Annotated in this window: 16 protein-coding genes; 11 read left to right on the top strand and 5 right to left on the bottom strand. The window is 63.3% G+C overall.

Annotated elements, in window-relative coordinates:
• Positions 1-13 precede the first annotated feature (13 nt).
• The 5 genes from GKKCFE_RS26810 to tssA form a co-directional block, all read right to left on the bottom strand.
• On the bottom strand, positions 14-454 hold the full coding sequence (locus tag GKKCFE_RS26810) for a type VI secretion system amidase effector protein Tae4 (protein WP_139048770.1): 441 nt from the start codon (positions 452-454) through the stop codon (positions 14-16).
• Positions 455-535: 81 nt separating this feature from the next.
• Complete coding sequence (locus tag GKKCFE_RS26815; RefSeq protein ID WP_047226771.1) at positions 536-1,024, bottom strand: Hcp family type VI secretion system effector; 489 nt, start codon at positions 1,022-1,024, stop codon at positions 536-538.
• A 222-nt stretch (positions 1,025-1,246) separates the two neighbouring features.
• Positions 1,247-2,743 carry a type VI secretion system contractile sheath large subunit gene (gene tssC, locus GKKCFE_RS26820; protein ID WP_047226772.1) on the bottom strand — a complete coding sequence of 499 codons (1,497 nt, stop codon included), beginning with the start codon at positions 2,741-2,743 and terminating at the stop codon, positions 1,247-1,249.
• Between the two features lie 15 nt (positions 2,744-2,758).
• Positions 2,759-3,274 (bottom strand): type VI secretion system contractile sheath small subunit, encoded by a 516-nt coding sequence (tssB, locus tag GKKCFE_RS26825; protein ID WP_047226773.1) that lies wholly within the window; start codon positions 3,272-3,274, stop codon positions 2,759-2,761.
• Positions 3,275-3,354: 80 nt separating this feature from the next.
• Positions 3,355-4,389: a type VI secretion system protein TssA gene (gene tssA, locus GKKCFE_RS26830; protein WP_316912436.1), complete on the bottom strand. Its 1,035-nt coding sequence runs from the start codon at positions 4,387-4,389 to the stop codon at positions 3,355-3,357.
• Between the two features lie 405 nt (positions 4,390-4,794).
• Here tssA and tagH point away from each other — a divergent pair, with 405 nt between their 5' ends.
• Genes tagH through GKKCFE_RS26885 form a run of 11 tightly spaced genes read left to right on the top strand, consistent with a single transcriptional unit; the run spans position 4,795 to position 21,046 of the window.
• The gene (tagH, locus tag GKKCFE_RS26835; protein WP_445577311.1) at positions 4,795-6,261 is read left to right on the top strand and encodes a type VI secretion system-associated FHA domain protein TagH; all 1,467 of its coding nucleotides are present in this window, start codon (positions 4,795-4,797) and stop codon (positions 6,259-6,261) included.
• A gap of 50 nt (positions 6,262-6,311) precedes the next feature.
• Positions 6,312-6,812: a type VI secretion system lipoprotein TssJ gene (tssJ, locus tag GKKCFE_RS26840; RefSeq protein WP_047226776.1), complete on the top strand. Its 501-nt coding sequence runs from the start codon at positions 6,312-6,314 to the stop codon at positions 6,810-6,812.
• A gap of 15 nt (positions 6,813-6,827) precedes the next feature.
• Positions 6,828-8,162, top strand: coding sequence for a type VI secretion system baseplate subunit TssK (gene tssK, locus GKKCFE_RS26845; protein WP_047226777.1), 1,335 nt, complete (start codon positions 6,828-6,830; stop codon positions 8,160-8,162).
• Between the two features lie 6 nt (positions 8,163-8,168).
• On the top strand, positions 8,169-9,488 hold the full coding sequence (locus GKKCFE_RS26850; protein WP_047226778.1) for a DotU family type VI secretion system protein: 1,320 nt from the start codon (positions 8,169-8,171) through the stop codon (positions 9,486-9,488).
• Entirely contained in the window at positions 9,485-12,985 is a 3,501-nt protein-coding gene (gene tssM / locus GKKCFE_RS26855) for a type VI secretion system membrane subunit TssM (protein WP_445577312.1), read from the top strand. The genes GKKCFE_RS26850 and tssM overlap by 4 nt, the downstream gene beginning before the upstream one ends.
• Complete coding sequence (gene tagF / locus GKKCFE_RS26860) at positions 12,982-13,635, top strand: type VI secretion system-associated protein TagF (protein WP_107323114.1); 654 nt, start codon at positions 12,982-12,984, stop codon at positions 13,633-13,635. The genes tssM and tagF overlap by 4 nt, the downstream gene beginning before the upstream one ends.
• Positions 13,636-14,367, top strand: a complete 732-nt coding sequence (locus GKKCFE_RS26865; RefSeq protein ID WP_445577313.1) for a PP2C family protein-serine/threonine phosphatase — start codon at positions 13,636-13,638, stop codon at positions 14,365-14,367.
• A complete protein-coding gene (locus tag GKKCFE_RS26870; RefSeq protein WP_445577314.1) occupies positions 14,364-17,414 on the top strand; it encodes a serine/threonine-protein kinase in 3,051 nt (1,016 codons plus the stop codon). The genes GKKCFE_RS26865 and GKKCFE_RS26870 overlap by 4 nt, the downstream gene beginning before the upstream one ends.
• The gene (locus GKKCFE_RS26875) at positions 17,414-18,130 is read left to right on the top strand and encodes an ABC transporter ATP-binding protein (RefSeq protein WP_316913209.1); all 717 of its coding nucleotides are present in this window, start codon (positions 17,414-17,416) and stop codon (positions 18,128-18,130) included. Before GKKCFE_RS26870 ends, GKKCFE_RS26875 begins: the two co-directional genes overlap by 1 nt.
• On the top strand, positions 18,130-19,326 hold the full coding sequence (locus GKKCFE_RS26880; protein WP_188252447.1) for an FtsX-like permease family protein: 1,197 nt from the start codon (positions 18,130-18,132) through the stop codon (positions 19,324-19,326). Before GKKCFE_RS26875 ends, GKKCFE_RS26880 begins: the two co-directional genes overlap by 1 nt.
• Complete coding sequence (locus GKKCFE_RS26885; protein ID WP_445577315.1) at positions 19,319-21,046, top strand: formylglycine-generating enzyme family protein; 1,728 nt, start codon at positions 19,319-19,321, stop codon at positions 21,044-21,046. The genes GKKCFE_RS26880 and GKKCFE_RS26885 overlap by 8 nt, the downstream gene beginning before the upstream one ends.
• Positions 21,047-21,090: the final 44 nt, after the last annotated feature.

Consider the following 21,090-nt stretch of genomic DNA (forward strand, 5'->3'; position numbering starts at 1 on the left):
AGCGCTCGCTTGATCATGTCAGCTCCCAAAACCAGACTTGCTTTGAACGATGAGCCTGATCGGCGAAGTCGCCAGTGGCCCTGCCGCGATTCCATAAATCGATATGGTCACCGGTGCGCGCCTCCTCGGATTGCCCGAGCCGTGCAAAACAGTCCTTGAAGAAAATGATTCCTGTCTTCTGATTGAGTGTGCGGCGGTCCTCGGCGCTTCCCGTGAGAATCGTTGGACGACCTAGATGATGACGCCAAAGCCAGTTGGCCAACGACTCGGCACCCCGAGCATGTTCGTGCGCACACTTGGGTTCGCTATAAGTCGACTTGTTGACCTTGATCGTTTGTTCCGCATTGAGCGTGATGCTCATCCTGATCGCGCATTGATTATCCCAAGGCCCATCGCAGGGCGTTGACGTTGCGGGATAACTGTTCCACAAATTGATAAACGAAGGCTTGGCCATGACTCAGATACCGGGTGGGAAAGGATTGGATTCGAGCAAGCACCAAACACCCCCGGCGCATGGCACCGGGGGCGTGTTCGATTACACCTTGACGTTCTGACGGATGTTCCAGCCGAATTTGACCGGGCCGCCTTCCTTGGTGCCGTCGGCTTTTTGCGGCTGATAGTCGACCATCACCTTGGCGAAGTTCAGGGTGACGTTTTCGGTCAGGCGATCATCGTTGCCCGAGCCACCGGTGCTCAGGGACGTGATCAGCACTTCTTCAAGATTGATGATCATGTACTCGACCTGGCTTTCACCACCGGCCTTGCGCACGGTCAGCTTGACCTTGTCGATGTGCTTGCCGCTGGCGCAATGCATCATCAGGTTGGGCGATGCCTTGTCGACGAACTTGGTCAGCGACAGATCCTGCACGTTGACCTTGCCCGCGCCACCGCCACTGCCCACGTGCATGTTGCCGGACTGGGACATGCCCCAGCTCCAGTTCAGGACATCGATCTCGTCCTTGTGGGCCTTGTCCATGGACTCGCCCTTGATGTCGCCGATCTTGATGAAAATATCAACAGCCATGTTTTCTCCCTGTGTGGTCTCTACCACATTGTTTGATTGACGCCGACCTTGCGAAATCTGTTCTGCTGAACGCTACGAAGGCGATCTCCAATTCACTGAAGACCCCCTGTGGGAGCGAGCTTGCTCGCGATAGCGGAGTGTCAGGCATGCTGATGACAACTGATCCACCGTCATCGCGAGCAAGCTCGCTCCCACATTGGCCTTGTACCGTTCAGTAAAGCTTTACGCACCCTTGGCCGAAGGCAGTTTCGATACCAGGCGCAGCGACACAGTCAGCCCTTCGAGCTGATAGTGCGGACGCAGGTAGAACTTGGAGTTGTAGTACCCCGGGTTGCCTTCGACCTCCTCGACGATGACCTCGGCGGCGGCCAGTGGGTGCTGGGCCTTGGTGGTCTCGGTGGAGTGCGCCGGGTCACCGTCGACGTAGTTGAGGATCCAGTCCTGCAACCAGCGCTGCATCTCGTCCTTCTCTTTGAAGGAGCCGATCTTGTCGCGCACGATGCACTTGAGGTAATGGGCGAAACGGCAGGTGGCGAACAGGTACGGCAGGCGCGCGGCCAGGTTGGCGTTGGCGGTGGCGTCCGGGTCGTCGTATTCGGCCGGTTTCTGCAACGACTGGGCGCCGATGAACGCGGCGAAGTCGGTGTTTTTCTTGTGCAGCAGCGGCATGAAACCGTTCTTCGCCAGCTCCGCTTCACGGCGGTCCGAAATGGCGATTTCGGTCGGGCACTTCATGTCCACGCCACCGTCATCGGTCGGGAAGGTGTGGGCTGGCAGGTTTTCCACTTCACCGCCGGATTCCACGCCACGGATGCGCGAGCACCAGCCGAAGTGTTTGAACGAACGGTTGATGTTCACCGCCATCGCATAAGCGGCGTTGGCCCAGGTGTACTTGGAGCTGTCGGCGCCGTCGGTGTTTTCTTCGAAGGCGAAGGCTTCCACCGGGTCGGTCTTGGCGCCGTACGGCAGGCGCGCCAGGAAACGCGGCATGGTCAGGCCGATGTAACGCGAGTCTTCCGATTCACGCAGCGAACGCCAGCCGGCATATTCCGGTGTGGTGAAGATCTTGGTCAGGTCGCGCGGGTTCGACAGTTCCTGCCACGAGCCCATGCCCATCACGGTCGGCGATGCGGCGGCAATGAACGGCGAGTGCATGGCGGCGCAGACTTTCGACAGCTCGCCCAGCAGTTCCACGTCCGGTGGCGACTGGTCGAAGTAGTAGTCGCCCACCAGGCAACCGTACGGCTCACCGCCGAACTGGCCGTATTCTTCTTCGTACATCTTCTTGAAGATCGGGCTCTGGTCCCACGCGGTGCCCTTGAATTTCTTCAGGGTCTTGTGCAGGTCGGTCTTGGAGATGTTGAGCACGCGGATCTTGAGCTGCTCGTCACTCTCGGTGTTGTTGACCAGGTAGTGCAGGCCACGCCAGGCGCTTTCCAGCTGCTGGAAGTCGGGGTGGTGGATGACCTGGTTGACCTGGGCGGTGAGCTTGGCGTCGATGGCGGCGATGATCGATTCGATCGACTTGATGGCGTCGTTGGACACCAGGTCAGTCTGCGCCAGGGCCTGCTCGGCCAGCGTGCGCACGGCGGTTTCGACGGCTTCGCGAGCGCGCTCGGTCTTGGGCTTGAATTCTTGCATCAGCAGCGAGGCGAACTCGCTGGGTACTTCGGTGGTGCCCAGGGCCTGGGACTGATTTTCACGTGCTGATTCGTTCATGATCATTCGTCCTGATTAAGCCTTGGGCTCGTTGTCGGCGGGCTTGGGCGCGCTGGCCAGGGCCTGCAACAGGGCAGGGTCCTTGATCGCTTTCATGATGATTTCTTCGGCGCCAGTCTTGCCGTCCATGTAGGTCAGCAGGTTGGCCAGTTGGGTGCGCGCTTCGAGCAGCTTGTTCAGCGAGTCGACCTTGCGGGCCACGGCCGCCGGGCTGAAGTCGTCCATGCTTTCGAAGGTCAGGTCCAGGCTCAGGTTGCCTTCGCCGGTCAGTTCGTTGGGAACATGGAACGCCACGCGAGGCTGCATGGCCTTGAGGCGCGAGTCGAAATTGTCGACATCGATTTCAAGGAATTTGCGATCGGCCACAGGTGCCAGAGGCTCGGCGGGCTTGCCGGCCAGGTCCGCCATCACCCCCATGACAAAGGGCAACTGGACCTTTTTCTCGGCGCCGTAGAGCTCGACGTCGTACTCGATCTGCACTCGAGGCGCACGGTTGCGCGCGATGAATTTCTGAGAACTTTGCTTCGCCACGTTGCTGCTCCTGGTCGCTTGAGCGACGGTGTTGGCGTCATCGGGGGTGCCGGTGACGTGACTGCGTGATCCGTTCGCTTTTATTCGCTGTCTGGGCCGCGCAGGTTTTCAAATTGACTCATGCCGTCGGGAATCAGGTTGCGCACGATGGTCGCAAAGTCGGCGTTCACCAGAATCTTGGCCCGATTCAACAGCACCGGCAGGGGGCTGGAGGGCTCTTGACGGGCGTAGTACGCGAGAATCCGGTCCAGGCTGCGCAGCACGTCGTCGCGGCTGTTGATTTCGCCAGGGGCGGTGCTGCGTGGCGCGCCCGCGCTCGGCGCGGTGGCGTGTTCAACCGGCGCGGTGTTGTCGTCGCCGCTAATGACCTCGGGCAGGGCGCTGTCGCCGCTCTGTGGGGCGAACTGGCCGAGAATCTGCAAGGCCATCTTGAGCGGTTGCTTCAGCGGGCCAAGGTCCACGCCTTGGGCGGAACCGACTTGATCGCTGACGTGTTGCTCGATGGCTTCGGCGGCGCTGCGGGCTTCCAACAGGGCGGCGCGGGTGATTTCCAGCTGCTCGGGATCACTGTCGAGCAGGGCTCCGGCGAGCTGTTCGGCGCCGAGGCTTTCATTCGGGAAACTTTGCAGGCCGCTGGCATTGGCGGCGGCGCGCAGGCTCACGGCACCGAAGGTGCGCGAGCGGGCCAGAATGCTTTCGCGCAGCAGGCCAATGGTGATATCGGATGTCAGGCCGGCGAGGGCGTTGATGCGCACGGTGGGATCGTTGTCGTCCTCGGCGTCCAGGCGCGGATGCAGCTCGGCCCAGTACTGCTTGAGCAATTCGCTGGTCAGCGTCAACACACGGGCCAGGCCCGGTATGCCTTCCAGGGCCAGGGAACTTTGCAGCAGGAAATGGGTGATGCGCAGGTCTTTGCTGCGTTGCAGCAGGTCCAGGCTTTGCTGTTGGATGCTGCGCCACTCAGGGGGTTCGGCAGGCAATATCGAATCGCCCATGCTGCGCTCGGGCTGACCTTGGGAATCGCGTTCCAGGCGCAAGAAATCCGCGTCATATTCCAAATCTTCACCGCACGGCGAAGTCGCGGATACGGCGGCGAGCAGCAGAGGCACATCCACTTCGTTCGATCTCCCTATCGCCCGCTGAATAACTCGGGCAGTGCACACGCAAGTTCCGAATGGAACTCCACATGTTCCTTGAGGCTAATGGCTCTTTAGATGCTTAATGATCTTAAAGTGCCATCACGTATATTCAAGAAGTTGTGCATTTTTGGTGTAGTACTTATGGCTTGTCAAGGTAAGCTATTTCCCCTGTGTGACAGTTGTGAGGCGCTTAACAACCTGCGCGACCAGTAGGTCAAGGCAGGCACTGATGCAGGTTTTTTGTCATGCAGGCGGGTTAATATCAGCAATCATGCTGGCAAAAAGCCGTTTCGCAGTCGGTTGCAAAGGTTTGTCGGCGAGTCGTTCGGGCGTAGATCCCGGCACTCGATCGCATGCGCAAGTGTTCAGCAAGGAGGCAAGATGGCGCTGTGTTTGACTATCACTAGTTATCACAAGATTACCCCGGGACAGTGTTCTGAGAAGTCCATGGATCAGGGAGTGATGGCAATTGGCCGTAATTCCGATAATGACTGGGTATTACCGGACCCTGAGCGCCTGGTTTCCGGCAAACATTGCGTTATTCAATACAAAGATGGGCGTTATTACTTAACCGATAACAGCACTAATGGTGTGGAATTGGTCAAGGCCGGTGTCCGTTTGCGCAAGGGCAACAGTGAGCCGCTGCAAGACGGCGAAGTTATCCGCATTGGCGATTATGAAATCCAGGCGCGGGTGGATTTCAACCTGCCAGTCTCCGACAGCAATCCGTTCGCTGAGGCGCCCAGCAGCTTCGAAGCCTTGATGGGACATCAGGGTGCCGGCTTGAATACACCTACGCCGATGCCCGTGGCTCCCCCGGCCCATTTCCAGGGTGCCTCGGCCATGGACACCTTGCCCGACCTGTTCGATTTCCTGAGCCCGGGCAGTGTCCCGCCGGCCACCCAGCCTGACCATGTGCCGGCCCAACAGCATGATTTCCGTCCACCGACGCCCATTGCTCCTCCCAGCCCGCCGCCGGTGATCGAGCCTGTGGCGCAGGCCTCGGTGATACCGGAGGACTGGGACCCGTTCAGCGACAAGCCCGCGCCCGTGGCAGTTGCTCCGATTCCTGTCGCTGCGCCACCAGTTGCGCCACCGCCCGTTGTCGAGCGGCCTGTCGTAGAGCCGCCTGTCGTAGAGCCGGTGCCGACACCCCCGCCTCAGGCCCACGCCTCCGCCGAACCTGCGCCGCTGCGCGAGGCGCCGGTGACCAGCGTTCAAACCCCGGCCACGCCGCCCAAGCCGCTCGACGCCGCCCAACCCGACCTGTTGCAAGCCTTCCTGCGCGGCGCCGGGCTGGATCAGTTGCGCCTGGACCAGGCCCAGGCCGAGGCGCAGATGGAAAGCATCGGGCGCAGCTATCGGCTGATGGTCGAAGGCTTGATCGATGTCCTGCGTGCCCGCAGCAGCCTCAAGGGCGAGTTCCGCATTCAGCAAACGATGATCCAGCCGGTGGAAAACAACCCGCTGAAGTTCGCCCCCAATGTCGAGGAGGCCATGTTGTTGCTGCTGCGCCATGGCAACCAGGCGTTCATGGCGCCGGATGTGGCGGTGCGTGACAGCTTCGACGACCTGCGCGCTCACCAACTGGCAGTAATGGCCGGCGTGGAAGCGGCCATCAAGCATTTGCTGGCGCGCTTTGAGCCGGCGCAACTGGAAGAGCGCATGGGCAAACCCGCTGGCCTGTCGAGCATTTTCAACGGCTCGCGACAGGCTCAGTACTGGCAGCAATTCACCGAGCTCTACAGCAACATTTCCCGGGAAGCCCAGGAGGATTTCCAGGACCTGTTCGGACGCGAATTCAGTCGCGCCTACGAAGAGCACAGCGCGCGACAGCGCCGCCTATAACACTTTTAAAAGCAATCAACGGATAGCTCAAACGTCATTGAGGACGCAGGATGATTTTCAGGTTTTTACTCGCAGTCGCCACCGTGCTTCTGCTGACGGCATGCGCCAAGGATGCGGCCGATCCACAGTCCGAAGAGGCTGACACCGCCGCCGTCGAACTGCACTTTCACGCCATTGCCGGTCTCAACCCCGGCGCCACCGGCCATCCGGCGCCGGTCCGGGTGCGAATTTTCGAACTGAAAAATGCCGCCACCTTCGCCCGCTCCGATTATTTCGCCCTGGCCGAACGGGCCCAGGCGACCCTCGGTGCCGACCTGATCGATCAGGACGAAGTGCTGGTCCAGCCCGGTCAGCAGTTGAGCCTGCAACGCGATCTTGATCCGGCTACCCGCCATATCGGCGTGCTGGTGGGCTATCGCGAACTGGACCGGTCACTGTGGCGCACGGTGATGAATGTCCCACCGCGCCAATACACCGAATACCAGATCAGCCTCGACGTGCGCGCCGTGCGCAGCGCCGTCGTCGTTCCCCCATCCAGCCCTGCCCAATAAGCAATCGGAGCCCCCATGTCCTGGAACAATCGCGTGGTCTGGTCGGAAGGCATGTTCATTGGAACGCAGCACTTCCAGCAGCATGACCGTTACCTGGAAAACCTCATCGACGCCCGCAGCCGCCCGCTGTCGGCCGGCGCCTGGGGTTTTTCCCAATTGCTGATCGACCAGGGCCTGCTGGCCCAGGGCAAGCTGGCGATCGTTTCGGCGCGGGGCCTGCTGCCGGACGGCACACCGTTCAACATCCCCGAGGATGACTTGGCGCCGCCTGCGCTGAACGTCGATGACAACCTGCGCGATGGTCTGGTGTACCTGGCTTTGCCGCTCAAGCGTGCCGGTGCGCGTGACACCGTTGACGAAGGTGAAGCCCTCGGCGCTGCGCGCTACGTGAGCCAAGTGTGCGAAGTGCGCGACGATAACGCACCGTTCGAGAACCGTGCGCCGGTTGCCTTGGGTTCGCGGGCCTTGCGCCTGTTGACCGCGCAGGACGGCATCAGTGACTACGCCGCCATCGGCCTGGTACGCATCAAGGAGAAACGCGCCGACCGCGCCCTGGTGCTGGACGACAGCTACATCCCGCCGCTGCTGGATGTGGCCGCCTCCAAACCGTTGGCCGCGTTTCGCAGCGAACTGTTGGGGCTGCTCCATCAACGCGGCGAAGCCCTCGCCGGGCGGGTGGTGGCGTCCGGTGCCGGGGGCGCCTCAGAGATCGCCGATTTCATGCTGCTGCAATTGGTCAATCGCGCACAGCCGCTGATCCAGCACCTGAGCCAGTTGAGCCCATTGCACCCCGAACGGTTCTACAGCGAGCTGGTCAGCCTGGCCGGTGAGTTCTCGACCTTCACCGCTTCGGGGCGTCGGCCGCAGGAATATCCGCAATACCAGCATGATGACCTGGCGCTCAGCTACGCGCCGGTCATGCAAGCCCTGCGTGAGGCCCTGTCGATGCTGATCGACAGCAAGGCCACGCCGATTCCGATTGTCGAGAAAGCCTACGGCATCCACGTGGCGATGCTGGCCGACAAAACCCTGCTCGAGAGCGCCAGTTTCATCCTGGTGGTGCGTGCCGATGTCCCGGCCGAAACCCTGCGCGGTCGCTTCGGCCAGCAAAGCAAGGTCGGTTCGGTGGAGCACATTCGCGATCTGGTCAACCTGCAGCTGCCGGGCATCGGCCTGCTGCCGTTGCCGGTGGCGCCACGCCAGCTTCCGTACCACGCCGGCTCCACTTACTACGAACTCGACCGCGGTAGCGATCACTGGCAGCAATTGAGCAACTCCGGCGGGTTCGCGTTCCACATCGCCGGCCAGTTCCCGGGGCTGAATCTGGCTTTCTGGGCGATCCGAGGATAAACCGCGATGAGCAACGACGATCGTACTCAGTTCATGCCGACGCCCGGTGGCCGTGGCGCCGACCCATTCCGCCCGGACTCTGGCCGTCCGGACCCTGGTCGTCCACAGCCGGCGCCCGCACCGCTGTCGATGCCGGCCGCCCCGGTCCTGACCGGCAAGGCCCAAGGCCTCAACCCGCTGGAAAGCGCGGCCGGTCCGCTGCTGGCGCTGTTGACGCGCCTGCGCAACACCATTGCCCATCCGGCTCCGGCCAGCCTGCGGGCGCAACTGTTGGCGTACCTGCGTCAATTCGAGGAGCGCGCCGAAGCCGCCGGCGTGGTGCGCAATGACGTGCTGCTGGCTCGTTACGCCCTGTGCACCGCCCTGGATGAAGCCGTGTTGAGTACCCCCTGGGGCGGCACCAGCGACTGGGGCAAACAGAGCCTGCTGATCACCGTGCACAACGAAGCCTGGGGCGGCGAGAAGGTGTTCCAGCTTCTGGAGCATTGCCTGCAAAGTCCACGGGAACGCTTGTACCTACTGGAGCTTCTGTACCTGTGCATGTGCCTGGGTTTTGAAGGGCGCTACAGGGTGATGAACGACGGGCGCAGCCAACTGGAAGCCTTGCGCGAGCGCACCAGCGCGGTGATCCGCAGCGCCCGTGGCGACTACGAACGTGAGCTGTCGCCGCACTGGCGCGGCGTTACCGTGGCCCGGGATCGGCTGGCGCAATTCATGCCGCCGTGGATCGCCGTGGCCATCGGCGCGGCCTTGTTGCTGGCGCTGCTGTTCGGTCTACGCATGAAACTGGCTTCCGATGCCGAGCCGGTGTTCAAGAACATCCATGCCCTGGGAGAAATCCCGGTGCAGGCCATCGACCGCCCCGTGGTGCAGCCCAAAGTGATCGAGCGACCACGCCTGGCCGGTTTCCTGGCCGATGAAATCCGGGCCGGTCGGGTCGCGGTGGAAGATGCCGTGGATCGCTCAGTGGTGACCATCCGTGGCGATGAACTGTTCGCCTCGGGCAGCGCCAGCATCTCCGATGATCTGGAGCCGCTGATGCTGCGCATCGCCGATGCCATTCGCAAGGTCAAGGGCCAGGTCCTGGTGACCGGCCACAGCGACAATCGCCCGATTGCCACCCTCAGGTTCCCATCCAACTGGGCGTTGTCCGAAGCGCGGGCCAAGTCGGTGCTGCAAATCCTTTCGGCCAAGACCGGCCAGGCCGAGCGCTTCAGCGCCGAAGGCCGCAGCGACACCGAGCCGTTGGCTTCCAACGCCACCGCAGAGGGGCGTGCGCGCAATCGTCGGGTTGAAATCACAGTATTGGCGGAGGGGGTCGAGTGAAGGCGTTTTTCAGTTTTATGATCCGCTGGGTCATCCCGCTGCTGGGGCTGATCGCCCTGAGCCTGATCATCTGGTTCGTCGGCCCGTTGCTGGACTGGCTGGTGCCCGAAGGCCGTCGTTGGGCGTTGATCATCCTGGTGTTTGCGGTGTGGATCGCCTACCGGGTGTTTCGCATCATCCAGGCGCGCCGGCAGGCCGCCGAAGTCATGCGCAGCCTGGCCGCGCAAACCCCGCCCGACCCTACCAGCATCGCGACGGCCGAAGAACTCGAAACCCTGCGCCAGCGCATGGACGAAGCCTTGGCGCTGTTGAAGAAAGCCAAGCTGGGTGGGGACGAGCGCCGCAACCTCTACGAACTGCCGTGGTACGTGATCATCGGCCCGCCGGGTTCGGGCAAGACCACTGCGCTGGTCAACTCCGGGCTGCATTTCCCGTTGGCCGCGCAACTGGGCGCCGGCGCGGTACGCGGCGTGGGCGGCACGCGCAACTGCGATTGGTGGTTTACTGACCAGGCGGTGCTGCTCGACACCGCTGGCCGCTACACCACTCAGGACAGCGACGCGACCGTCGACAAGGCCGCCTGGCTGGGCTTTCTCGGGCTGCTGAAAAAACAACGCGCCCGTCGCCCGATTGACGGTGCGTTCATTGCCATCAGTCTGTCGGACCTGCTGCTGGGCAGCGACGCCGAGCGCGCGGCTCATGCTGCGGCGATTCGCTTGCGCATCCAGGAGCTGTACACCCAACTGGGCGTACGCTTCCCGATCTACCTGATGCTGACCAAGCTCGACCTGGTGCCCGGGTTCATGGAGTTCTTCGACAGCCTGAGCAAGGAAGAGCGCGCCCAGGTCTGGGGCATGACCTTCGCCCTGGACGATGGCAAGAGCAACGACAGTCCGTTGGCGCATCTGCAAAGCGAATTCGCCGGCCTTGAGCAGCGGCTCAACGACCGCCTGGTGGAACGCTTGCAGCAAGAGCGCGACCCGGCGCGGCGCGACTTGATCTACGGTTTCCCGCAGCAGTTCGGCGCGCTGAAAGATTGTCTGCAAAGTTTCCTCGAAGGCGTGTTCAAGCCCAACGCTTTCGAAGAGCGTGTGCTGCTGCGCGGGGTGTATTTCACCAGCGGCACCCAGGAAGGCAGTCCGATCGATCGCTTGATCGGTTCCATGGCCCAAAGCATGAACCTGGACCGCCAGCACCTGGCACGCCAGACTGGCACCGGGCGCAGTTACTTCATCGAAAAACTCTTCACCGCCGTGGCGTTCGCCGAGCGTGGGTTGGTGGGCGTCGATCCCAAGGTCGAGCGTCGGCGCAAGTGGATCGCCCGGGGCGTATTGGCCTCCACGGTGGCTTTGGTGCTGGTGGTTTCGACGTTGTGGTGGATCAGCTATCGGGCCAACCAGGCGTACATCACCCAGGTCGATCAGAAAGTCGCGCCGCTGGGTCAGGCCGTGCAGAGCCTCAGTCCGGCACAACGCGATGTCCTCGCCGTATTGCCATTGCTCAACGCCGTGAAGCACCTGGCCGACGACGCGCCCGATTGGGCCGAGGGCCTGGGTCTGTATCAGGGCGACATGCTCGAAGCCGAGTCCGGCAGTGTCTATCGCAAGTTGCTGATCGCCGTGTTCGCGCCACGCTTGCTGACGCGTATCGAAGAGCAACTGCACAGCGGCGGCAGTTCGGATTTCCTCTATGAAGGATTGAAGGCCTACCTGATGCTCGCTGACAACGAGCACTACGATGCCGACTTCATCAAGGCCTGGGTTGCTCTGGATTGGGACCGCAGCCTGCCGCGTGACCTGCCGGCCGATCAACGTCTGGCCCTGGGCGAGCATTTGCAGGCGCTGTTCGAGCGTCGTCCGCCCACCGCCCGCCTGGACCCGCGCTTGATCGAAGACCTGCGCCGGCAATTGCAGCAACTGCCCGTGGCCCAGCGCGTCTATGACCGGGTCAAGCGCCAGAAACTGCCCGAGGGCATCGCCGATTTTCGCCTCAACGAAGCCGCCGGGCGCGACGCTGCGCTGGTATTCAGCCGCAAGAGCGGCAAACCCTTGGGCGAGCCACTGAGCGGGTTCTTCACGGTCAAGGGCTACCGCCAGGGCTTTTTGCTCACCAGCCTGAACCAGGCTGGAACGCTGGCTGAAGAGCAATGGGTGTTGGGGCGCGACGAGGCCGGGCAGCAGGACGTCGCCAGCCTGGCCGCCGAAGTGCGCCGCCTGTATTTCCAGGACTATCAGCGCCAATGGGACGCCTTGCTGGCCGACATCGACTTTGTGCCGATCACCAGCGTGGCTCAGGCCGCCGATGTCTTGCGGGTTCTGTCCGGGCCAAGTTCGCCATTGAAAAAACTGCTGGTGGCGGTGGCGAAAGAGACCGACCTGCAACAGGAGGAACGCTTGCTGGCGGCCCAAGGCGAGCAGGTCGAAGGCGGTGTGGACAAGCTCAAGGAGCGTCTGGGCAGCTTGCTCGGCCAGGAGCAGGCGGCACAAAACGCACCCCAGGCCAGCGTTGACCCGGTCACCGCACATTTTGCCGAACTCAACAGCATCGTCAGCAAAAACGAAGGCGAACCGGCGGCCATCGATGGTCTGCTTGCCGACATGAATGCTTTGTACGTGCAGGTCAGCGCCATGGTCGGCGCCAGCGGCGACGCCCTGCTCGGCGAAGCCAAGAACCAGGCCCAGGCTGCTGCCACACGGGTCAGCCTCAACGCCGAACGCCAGCCGCCGCTGGTGCAAGGCCTGGTCAAATCGGTGGTCAACTCCACCACCAACAGCATGATGGGCGGGGTGCGCAATCAACTGAACGCCGCCTGGACCAGCGAAGTGGTGAACATCTACCGCCAGTCCCTGGCCGGTCGTTATCCCATGTCGCCGGGCAGTGCGCGGGACGCAACCCTGGACGACTTCGGTCAGTTCTTCGGCGTCGGCGGGGTGATGGACAACTACTTCCGCAAATACCTGCAGCCCTACGTCGACACCTCGACCCCGGCCTGGCGCTGGCAGCCGGGTGCGGCACAGAAGCTCGGTATCGCCCCTGGCGTGCTGCAAACCTTCCAGCGTGCGGCCACCATCCGCGATGCGTTTTTCCGTTCCGGCGGCACCCAGCCGATGGTGCGCTTCGAGCTCAAGCCGGTGGCGATGGACTCGACCATCACCCAGTTTTTGCTCGACCTCGACGGCCAGCAACTGAGCTACGACCACGGCCCGAGTCGTCCGACCGCCATGCAGTGGCCCAACCCCGGCAGCATCGGTGTGGTGCGGATCTCGATCATGCCGCCCTCGGCCAATGGGCGCTCCGGCATCACCCTGGACGGCCCGTGGGCCTGGTTCCGTCTGTTGGAGCAATCGGACCTGACCGCCGGCAATTCGCCGGACCGCTTCAACCTGCGGCTGCGGGTCGACGGCGCCAGCGCCTCTTACGAGCTGCGGGCCAACAGTGCCTTCAACCCGTTCAAGAGCCGCGTGCTCAGCGGCTTCAGCCTGCCGGAGCGTCTATGAGTACACCGGGCTTCTATGGAAAGTTGGCCAGCCGCGGGGACTTCGTCAGCCGGGGCTTGCCCCAGAGTTTTATCGGCCCGTGGGATTCGTGGCTGGCGGCGGGGTTGCTCGCCAGCCAGACCGGCCTGGGCGAGCGTTGGCTGGATGCCTATCTGGTCAGCCCGCTGTGGCGCTTCATGGTCGCGCCCGGGGTCTGTGGGCCCGACGCCGCCGTGGGCGTGGTGATGCCGAGTATCGATCGGGTCGGCCGCTATTTTCCGCTGACCGTCGCGGTGCTGCTGGAGCCCGACGCGGACCCGGCGTCCGTGGTGGGCGGTGCGGACGAGTGGTTTGAGCGGGTGGAGAACCTGTTGCTGAGCACGTTGAGTGTGGAGGCCAGTTTCGAAGCGTTCAACGAACAGTTGGAGACTCTTGGCAGCCCGATGTATCTGCCGCGCACGCCGAGCAGCCGCTTTGCCAGCCTGCATCGCTTCGACGCCACCGACCCGCAGCGGCGCATGAGCGCCCTGGCCGAAGCGGCCTGCGAAGGCGTCAGCGTGTGGTGGGGCCAGGGTTCGGAACGTATCGCGCCCGGTCTGATGCGCTGCCAGGGTTTGCCGGCCGCCGCTGATTTTGCGCAATTTTTGCTCGGCCAAGAAGGTGTTGTGTAGATGCGTCCAAGTGCTGGGAAAGCCTTCAAGTCTGCAAGTAAGAGCCATGTCGGCATGGTTCGCCAGGTCAACGAAGACGCGTGCCTGGAACTGCCGGAAAACGGCCTGTGGGTGGTCGCCGATGGCATGGGTGGGCACGCGGCGGGCGACTACGTCAGTAGTCTGATCGTCGACAGCCTGCGTGGCATTGCCGCGGGCCGCTCGCTGGACGAATACGTCGCCGCGCTGCACAGCGACTTGCTGCGGGTCAACGCCGCCGTGCGTGAAGAAACCGCCAACCGTGGCGTGACCATGATGGGCAGCACCGTGGTGCTGCTGGTTGCGCGGGACCTGCGCGGCATGTGCCTGTGGGCCGGTGACAGTCGTTTGTATCGCCTGCGCGACGGCAAGCTCGACAGCATCTCCCGCGATCACAGCTACGTCCAGGACCTGCAGGACAGCGGCCTGCTCAGCGAAGCCGAAGCCCGGGTGCATCCACGGGCCAACATCGTCACCCGTGCCATCGGGGTCGAGGCGCAACTGAATCTGGCGATGGTCGAGCTGCTGCTGGTGCCCGGCGACAGTTACCTGCTGTGCAGCGACGGGCTGACCAAGACCGTCGAGGACGATGAAATCCGTGAAGTCCTGAACCACGATGATCCCGGCGAGATCGCCAGTAGCCTGGTGTCCCTGGGCCTGATGCGTGGCGCGCCGGACAACATCACCGTGGTTGTCGTGAAGGTGCCGTCATGAGCTTGACCTTGAACATTGTCATCCCTGGCTACGACATCGAAGGGCCGATCGGTGAAGGCGCGATGGCCAGCGTCTACCTGGCGACCCAGCGTTCCCTGGAGCGCAAGGTGGCGTTGAAAGTCATGGCGGCCGCGTTGGCGGCCGACCCGACGTTCTGCGAGCGCTTCCTGCGCGAAGGCAAGACCCTGGCGCGTCTGTCCCACCCGCACACGGTCACCATCCATGACATCGGCAACGTCGGTGAGCTGTATTACATGGCCATGGAATACCTGCCCAACGGCACGCTCAAGGAGCGCATCGCCGCCGGCCTGTCGCCGGAGCAGGGCCTGATCTACATCCGCCAGATTGCCTCGGCCTTGGGTTACGCCCATGGCTTGGGTCTGGTGCACCGTGACGTCAAGCCGGCCAACATCCTGTTCCGCGCTGACGGTACGGCGGTGCTCTCGGACTTCGGCATCGCCAAGTCCCTGGACGACCGCACCCAATTCACCCAGGCCGGTTTCGCCGTCGGCACGCCCAGCTACATGAGCCCGGAACAGGCCCGTGGGCAAGACATCGACGGTCGGGCCGACCTGTATGCCCTGGGCGTGGTGCTCTACGAAATCCTTGTCGGCAAACTGCCGTATACCGGCAACGACGCGCTGTCCACGGCCCTGGCGCACTTGACCGAACCGCTGCCGGAGTTGCCGGTGCATCACGGTCATTACCAGGACGTACTGCGCAAACTGCTGGCCAAAGACCCGGCGGAGCGTTTCCCGGATGCAGCGGCTCTCTTGCGGGCGCTGGACAATCTGCCTGAGGAATCGGCGCAAGCGACGCTGATCCGGCCGTTGCCGCTGCCCGTGTCGTCGCCTCCGAGCGGCGATGACCTGGCTGGATTGACCCCGGTGTCCATCGATATTCCGACAGGGCCGGCACAGCCGCAATCCCAGCCCAAGCCAACCCCGCCGCCGGTGAACCCGACTCAACGCCCTAGCGTTTCGTCGCAGCCCAAGACTCCGCTGTTCGCCCTGGCCGCCGTTGCGGTGGCCGTTGCGCTGGCGTTGGGGGGTGGGGCTTATTGGTGGCTGTCGGGCGATGGTGGAGAAGCCACGAAGCCGCCGATTGTCTCGACGCCGCCGGTAAATCCACCGCCGGTGAAAACTCCAGATGTGCCCCCGGCAAAACCGCCTGTGGCAACGCAGGCCGATGGCGGCCAGCGTCCATTGTTGATGGCTGGCAAGAAAACCCTGTTCCAGCGAGTGCTGAGTAAACCGGGCGCCAAGCTCACTGAAGAAGCGGGCGCTGCGCCGGGCAAGGCGTTGCCGGCGTTTTCCGTGCTCTACGTGTATGAGCGCAAAGACCTCGATGGCAGCCCCTGGTTGCGGGTTGGCGCGGCCACGGACGGGCGCAGCGACGGTTGGTTGCCGGCCACGCAGGTCAGCGACTGGAAGCAAAGCCTGGTGCTCAAGTTCACCGAGCGTTCCGGCCGTGCGCCGGTAATGTTCCTGCGCCAGCCCGGCGAAGTGGAAAAGTTGCTGGCCGACCCTTCAGCGGCCAGGAATGTCTTGCTCAAGGCCCAGCAGAACCGTGAAGACAACCAGCAAGTGCTGGCCCTGGAACCGGCTGCCAGCGCCGTGCCGCAGAACCAGTTCTACCTGTTGCCGATCTTCGATTCCCGCGAAAGCTTCGATGAAACCGGCCAGCCGGTGCAGTTGCTGAACGTGGCGTCCATCGACCCTGGCAACACGCCGAGGGCTACCACTAACACGCCGATCAGCACCACCAACGCCGACGCGTTCCGTACCGCCGTGGTGCTGGTGGTGGACACCACCGTGTCGATGCAGCCGTACATCGATCAGGTTCGCGACGTGGTCCACGAACTGCAAAGCCGCATCGCCGAGCGTGGCGAGCTGGACAGTGTCAGCTTCGGCATGGTGGGTTTTCGCAGCAGCACCCAGAAAACCCCCGGCCTGGAATACGTCGCCAAGACCTTGATCACTTTGGAGCAGGGCCGCGACCCGCAACGCTTCATGGAGATGGCACGACAGGTCAAGGCGTCCACGGTGTCGAGCCATTCGTTCAATGAGGATGCGTTTGCCGGTGTCATGGAAGCGGTGGAGGGCATGGACTGGTCCGGTTATGGCGGGCGCCTGATCCTGTTGGTCACCGATGCCGGCGCCCTGCGCAAGAACGATCCGTTTGCCGCCACGCAAATGAACGAAGCCGAAGTGAGACAAGCGGCGCTGGGCAAACAGATCAAGATCTACGCCCTGCACTTGCTCAGCGACGCCGGCAAGAAAACCCACGGCGGTGCGCAGAGCCAATATCGCACCCTGACCGCTGACGCCAACCCGCAGATCGGTGACCTGTACATTCCGGTGCCGGGCGCCGATGTGCGTAAGTTGGGTGAGCGCGTCGACGAGATCGGCTCGGTGTTCGCCGACTTGGTGCATCAGGTGCGCAGCAACAAGCCGCAAAGCGTACCGCAGTTGGGCGCGGCGCCGAGCCTGAGCGATAAATCGGCGGCGGTGGGCTACGCGATGCACATGGACTTTTTGGGGCGCAAATCTGCCAGCCAGGCCCCGCAACTGGTCAGCGCCTGGACCGCCGACCGTGACCTGACCAACCCGGCGCTGCCGGCGTTCCAGGTGTGTGTGATGCTGACCAAACTGCAACTCAACGACTTGCAGCAGTCGCTGAAGCTGATCGTCGATGCGGCGCGCAAGACCCAGACTTCGCCCAAGGATTTCTTCCAGGAAATCGCCAGCGCCAGTGCCTACATGAGCCGCGATCCTTCGGCGTTGCGCAAGGGCGGCAACCTGGCTGACGGTGGGATTCTCGGTGAGTACCTCGAAGGGCTGCCTTACCGCAGCAAGTCGCTGAACATGACCCAGGATTTGTGGCTGTCCCTGAGCGTGGCCGAGCAGGAAGATTTCATCGACGAGCTGGATTCGAAAATCCGCCTCTACGAGACCTTCCACAACGATCTGGCCAACTGGGTGCGGTTCGGCGATGCCGAGCCGGGCGATGCCCTGTACCGCGTTCCGTTGTCGACGCTGCCGTGATGCTGAATATGAGCGCCGTACACAAAAGCCGGGGCGCCGGCAGCCAGCGCTACAGCCTGGTAATTCCACGGCTGCAATTGCGTGCCGGCGAACAACTGGCGGTGGTCGGCCCCAGCGGTTGCGGCAAGAGCACCTTGCTGGATCTGCTGGCCTTGGTGCTGGCGCCGGATCAGGCCGGGCAGTTCGATTTCACGCCGGCTAACACGCCGTTGGACATCGCCGCGCTGTGGCGTGCGGGGCAGCAGGGCGCCTTGGCGGACCTGCGCAGCCGGCATCTGGGTTATGTGCTACAGACCGGTGGTTTGCTGGGTTTTCTGGACGTGCGCGGCAACATCGAGTTGTCGCGCAAACTGCTTGGCATGGCGGATGACGGCAGCGTCACGCGCCTGGTCGGGCAACTGGACATCGCCGACCAGCTGGGCAAGAAGCCGGCGGATTTGTCCGTCGGCCAGCGCCAGCGAGTCAGTTGCGCTCGCGCCCTGGCGCATAGGCCGCGCCTGTTGCTGGCGGATGAACCCACCGCCGCCCTCGACCCGCTGAACGCTGAGCGGGTCATGCAGTTACTGGTGGCCCAGGCCCGCGATCACGGTGTGTGTTGTGTGGTCGCCACCCACGATGAGTCACTGGCCCGCGCCAGCGGTTTGCAGGTGCGGCGCATCAGTTGTCGTCGCGACGCCGATGGCGGCGTCACCGCGACCCTTGGGGAGGCTTGCTGATGCGCGGCGCGCTGGTGGCTTCCCTGGCCTGGCAGGATTACCGCAACGATGCCTGGCTGTCGGCCTGTTCGGTGCTGGCGCTGGTGGCGGTGGTCGCGCCGTTGCTGGTGCTGTTCGGCCTGAAATTCGGCCTGGTCAGCAGCCTCACCGAGCGCCTGGAGAATGACCCGGCTACCCGGGAAATCATCCCGTTGGGCGGGGGGCGGTTCAGCGCTGAGTTCGTCGAGCAATTGGGCCGGCGCAACGACGTGGCGTTTGCCCTGGCCCGCACGCGGCAGATTGCGGCCACTGCGGATTTGAGCCGCGAGGCTGAGCCCGTCACCGTCGAGATGATCCCCACGGCGGCCAATGATCCTTTGTTTGAGCGCCTGCCGGTGCCGCAAGGCCTGGATCAAGTGGTGCTCAGCCACACCGCCGCCGAAAAACTCGGCGCCAGGGCCGGTGATTGGCTGCAGGCCAGTTTCGGTCGGCAGGTGGCTGGTCGTAGCGAGGCGCAGCGCACGCGCGTGCAGGTGTTGCACGTACTGCCGCTGCAAGCCTTTGCCCGGGATGGTTTGTTCGCGCCGCTGGCGCTGCTGGAAGCGGCCGAGGATTACCGCGACGGTCGCGCCGTGCCCGCGTTCGGCTGGCCGGGCGACGCGGTGGGGCAGAGCGCGCAGCGGGTCTACCCGGCGTTTCGCCTGTACGCCCGCAGCCTGGGTGATGTGGAGCCGCTGCGCGAGTATTTCGCGGCACAGAACCTGTTGGTGTCTACCCAGGCCCAGACCATCGCACAGGTGCAATCGCTGAGCCGCAATCTGTCGATCGTGTTCTGGATCATCGCCGGGTTGGCGTTGGCGGGAGCGTTCGCGGCGATTTTTGCCGGTGCCCTGGCGGCGGTCGAGCGTAAGCGCCGGGAACTGTCGGTGTTGCGCCTGCTGGGGGTTTCTACGGCGGCGCTGTTGTTGTTCGTGGTGTTGCAGGCGCTCTACAGCGCCGCACTGGCGGCCTTGTTGAGTGCCGGGCTGTATGGCCTGGCGCAGTCGGGCCTCAATTATTTATTTGCGCAGTTGCCGGGCGAGTACGCCAGCCATCTGTTGCCGCGTCACTACACCTTGGCCCTGGTGGCCGTGCTCGGCGTCAGCGCCGTGGCGGCGGCCTGTGGTGGCTGGCGGGTGGCGCGCATCCAGGCGTGTGAAGGAATTCGCGATGTATAAGTTATTGGGCGCCGCCGTGGCGCTGAGCCTGGCCGGTTTAACCTGGGCCGATGAAAGCACCGACAAACTGGACAACCCCAAACCGCTGCCCGGTGACGTCAGCCTGCCGCTGCCGTGCGAAGGGCAAATGGTGTTCCGTTACGTCTACATCCTCGCCCAAGGCACCCTGGATGATCGGGAGATCAGCCTTGGCTACCCGTTCAGCGAGGGCGAGGCCGGCTATAAGCAGTCGTTCATTTCCGGTTATCGTCGGGACTTCATCAACGGCCAGTTCACCCTCAAGGACCTGCCCAAGGACTGGAACAAAACCATCGCGCCGTTGATGCCCAAGGCTGACGCCAAGACCCCGCTCAAACCGATGCTGTACTTCATCGGTAAATACGAGGTCACCGCTCGCCAATACGCCCAGGTCATGGCCCAGGCGCAGTCGTTGGCTAGCGGCGAACCCGCGCCGGCCTGCGAGACCCTCAAAACCGAGCTGCCCCAAGGCATGGCCGGGCGTTTGCCCAAGGTGAAACTGTCCAAGTTCGAGGCCGAACGTTTTGCGGCGGTGTATAGCGCCTGGCTGATGAAATACCACAAGGATCTGCTGCCGGTGAGCGGTCGCGGCAGCTCGGCCGAGGACGGTGGGCTGGGCTTCGTGCGTTTGCCCACCGAAGTCGAGTGGGAATTCGCCGCCCGTGGCGGGCAAGCCGTCAGCCGCCAGGACCTGGAGGGGCGCTTGTTTCCCCGGCGTCTGGAAGGCAGTGAAAGCGACGGACCACTGGCTGACTGGGCGGTGTTCAATCAGGTCGCTGGCGGCACCGGCCAGGCGGCGCGGCTGATGCCCGTTGGCATCAAACTGCCGAACCCCATCGGTTTGTTCGACGTGATTGGCAACGCCGCCGAGATGGTTCAGGAGTCCTTCCAACTGGTGCATGCCGGTCGCCGTCAGGGCGCCTACGGTGGCTTCGTGGTCAAGGGCGGCAACTACCTGGAAGGCGAAGGCACGCTGTTCACCGGAATGCGCCGCGAGTATCCGTTGTTCGCCGCCGACGGCACCGAGCAAAGCAACGAAACCACCGGGTTCCGCGTGGCGGTCGGGGCGTTGTTGGCGCCGCGTTCGCGTTACAAAGAGCTGTTCGCCCAATGGGAGAAGGAAGGCCGCCTCGCATCCCTGACCGATGCTATCGATGAAGCCGAAGACCCGACCAAGCGCCTGGACAGCATCATCGCCGCCAGTGTCGACCCACGCCTGCAGGCCGAGCTGGGGCTGGTCAACGAAGAGCTCAAGCGCAACGTCTCGCTCATCGCCCAGCAGCGCGAGGAAGCGGCAGGCAACCTGATCCAGTCGGCGGCCCTGGTGGTCGAGACCATCAATAACTACAACATTCGCCTGACCAATTTGCAGAACAGTCGCCAGCAGGCCTTGGACGCCAAGGACGAGGCCAGCGCCAAGCTGTTCGCCACGGCCATCAACAACGGCCGCAGCGCGCTCGATGGCGCCGTGGCGATTTACATCGACAACCTGGCCACCGGCACGCGTTACACCGATGCCGTGATCCAGGCGCAGTTTCAACGCATCAAGGAGGAATTGGAGCGCAAGCCGGTGCTGGGCAAGAGCCTGGTGGCGCGCGCAACGTTATTCGTTCGCCATGTCGGTCAGTATCGTCAGCAAAAACGAGCCGACCCGGCGGCGATATTGAAGGAACTGCTCGCATCGAGCAGTCAGCGGTCTTGATCGTTGATTGTCAGCGAGCTTGGAAGGGACTCAGACGGCGGTGG

The organism is Pseudomonas sp. E141 (assembly GCF_052659885.1).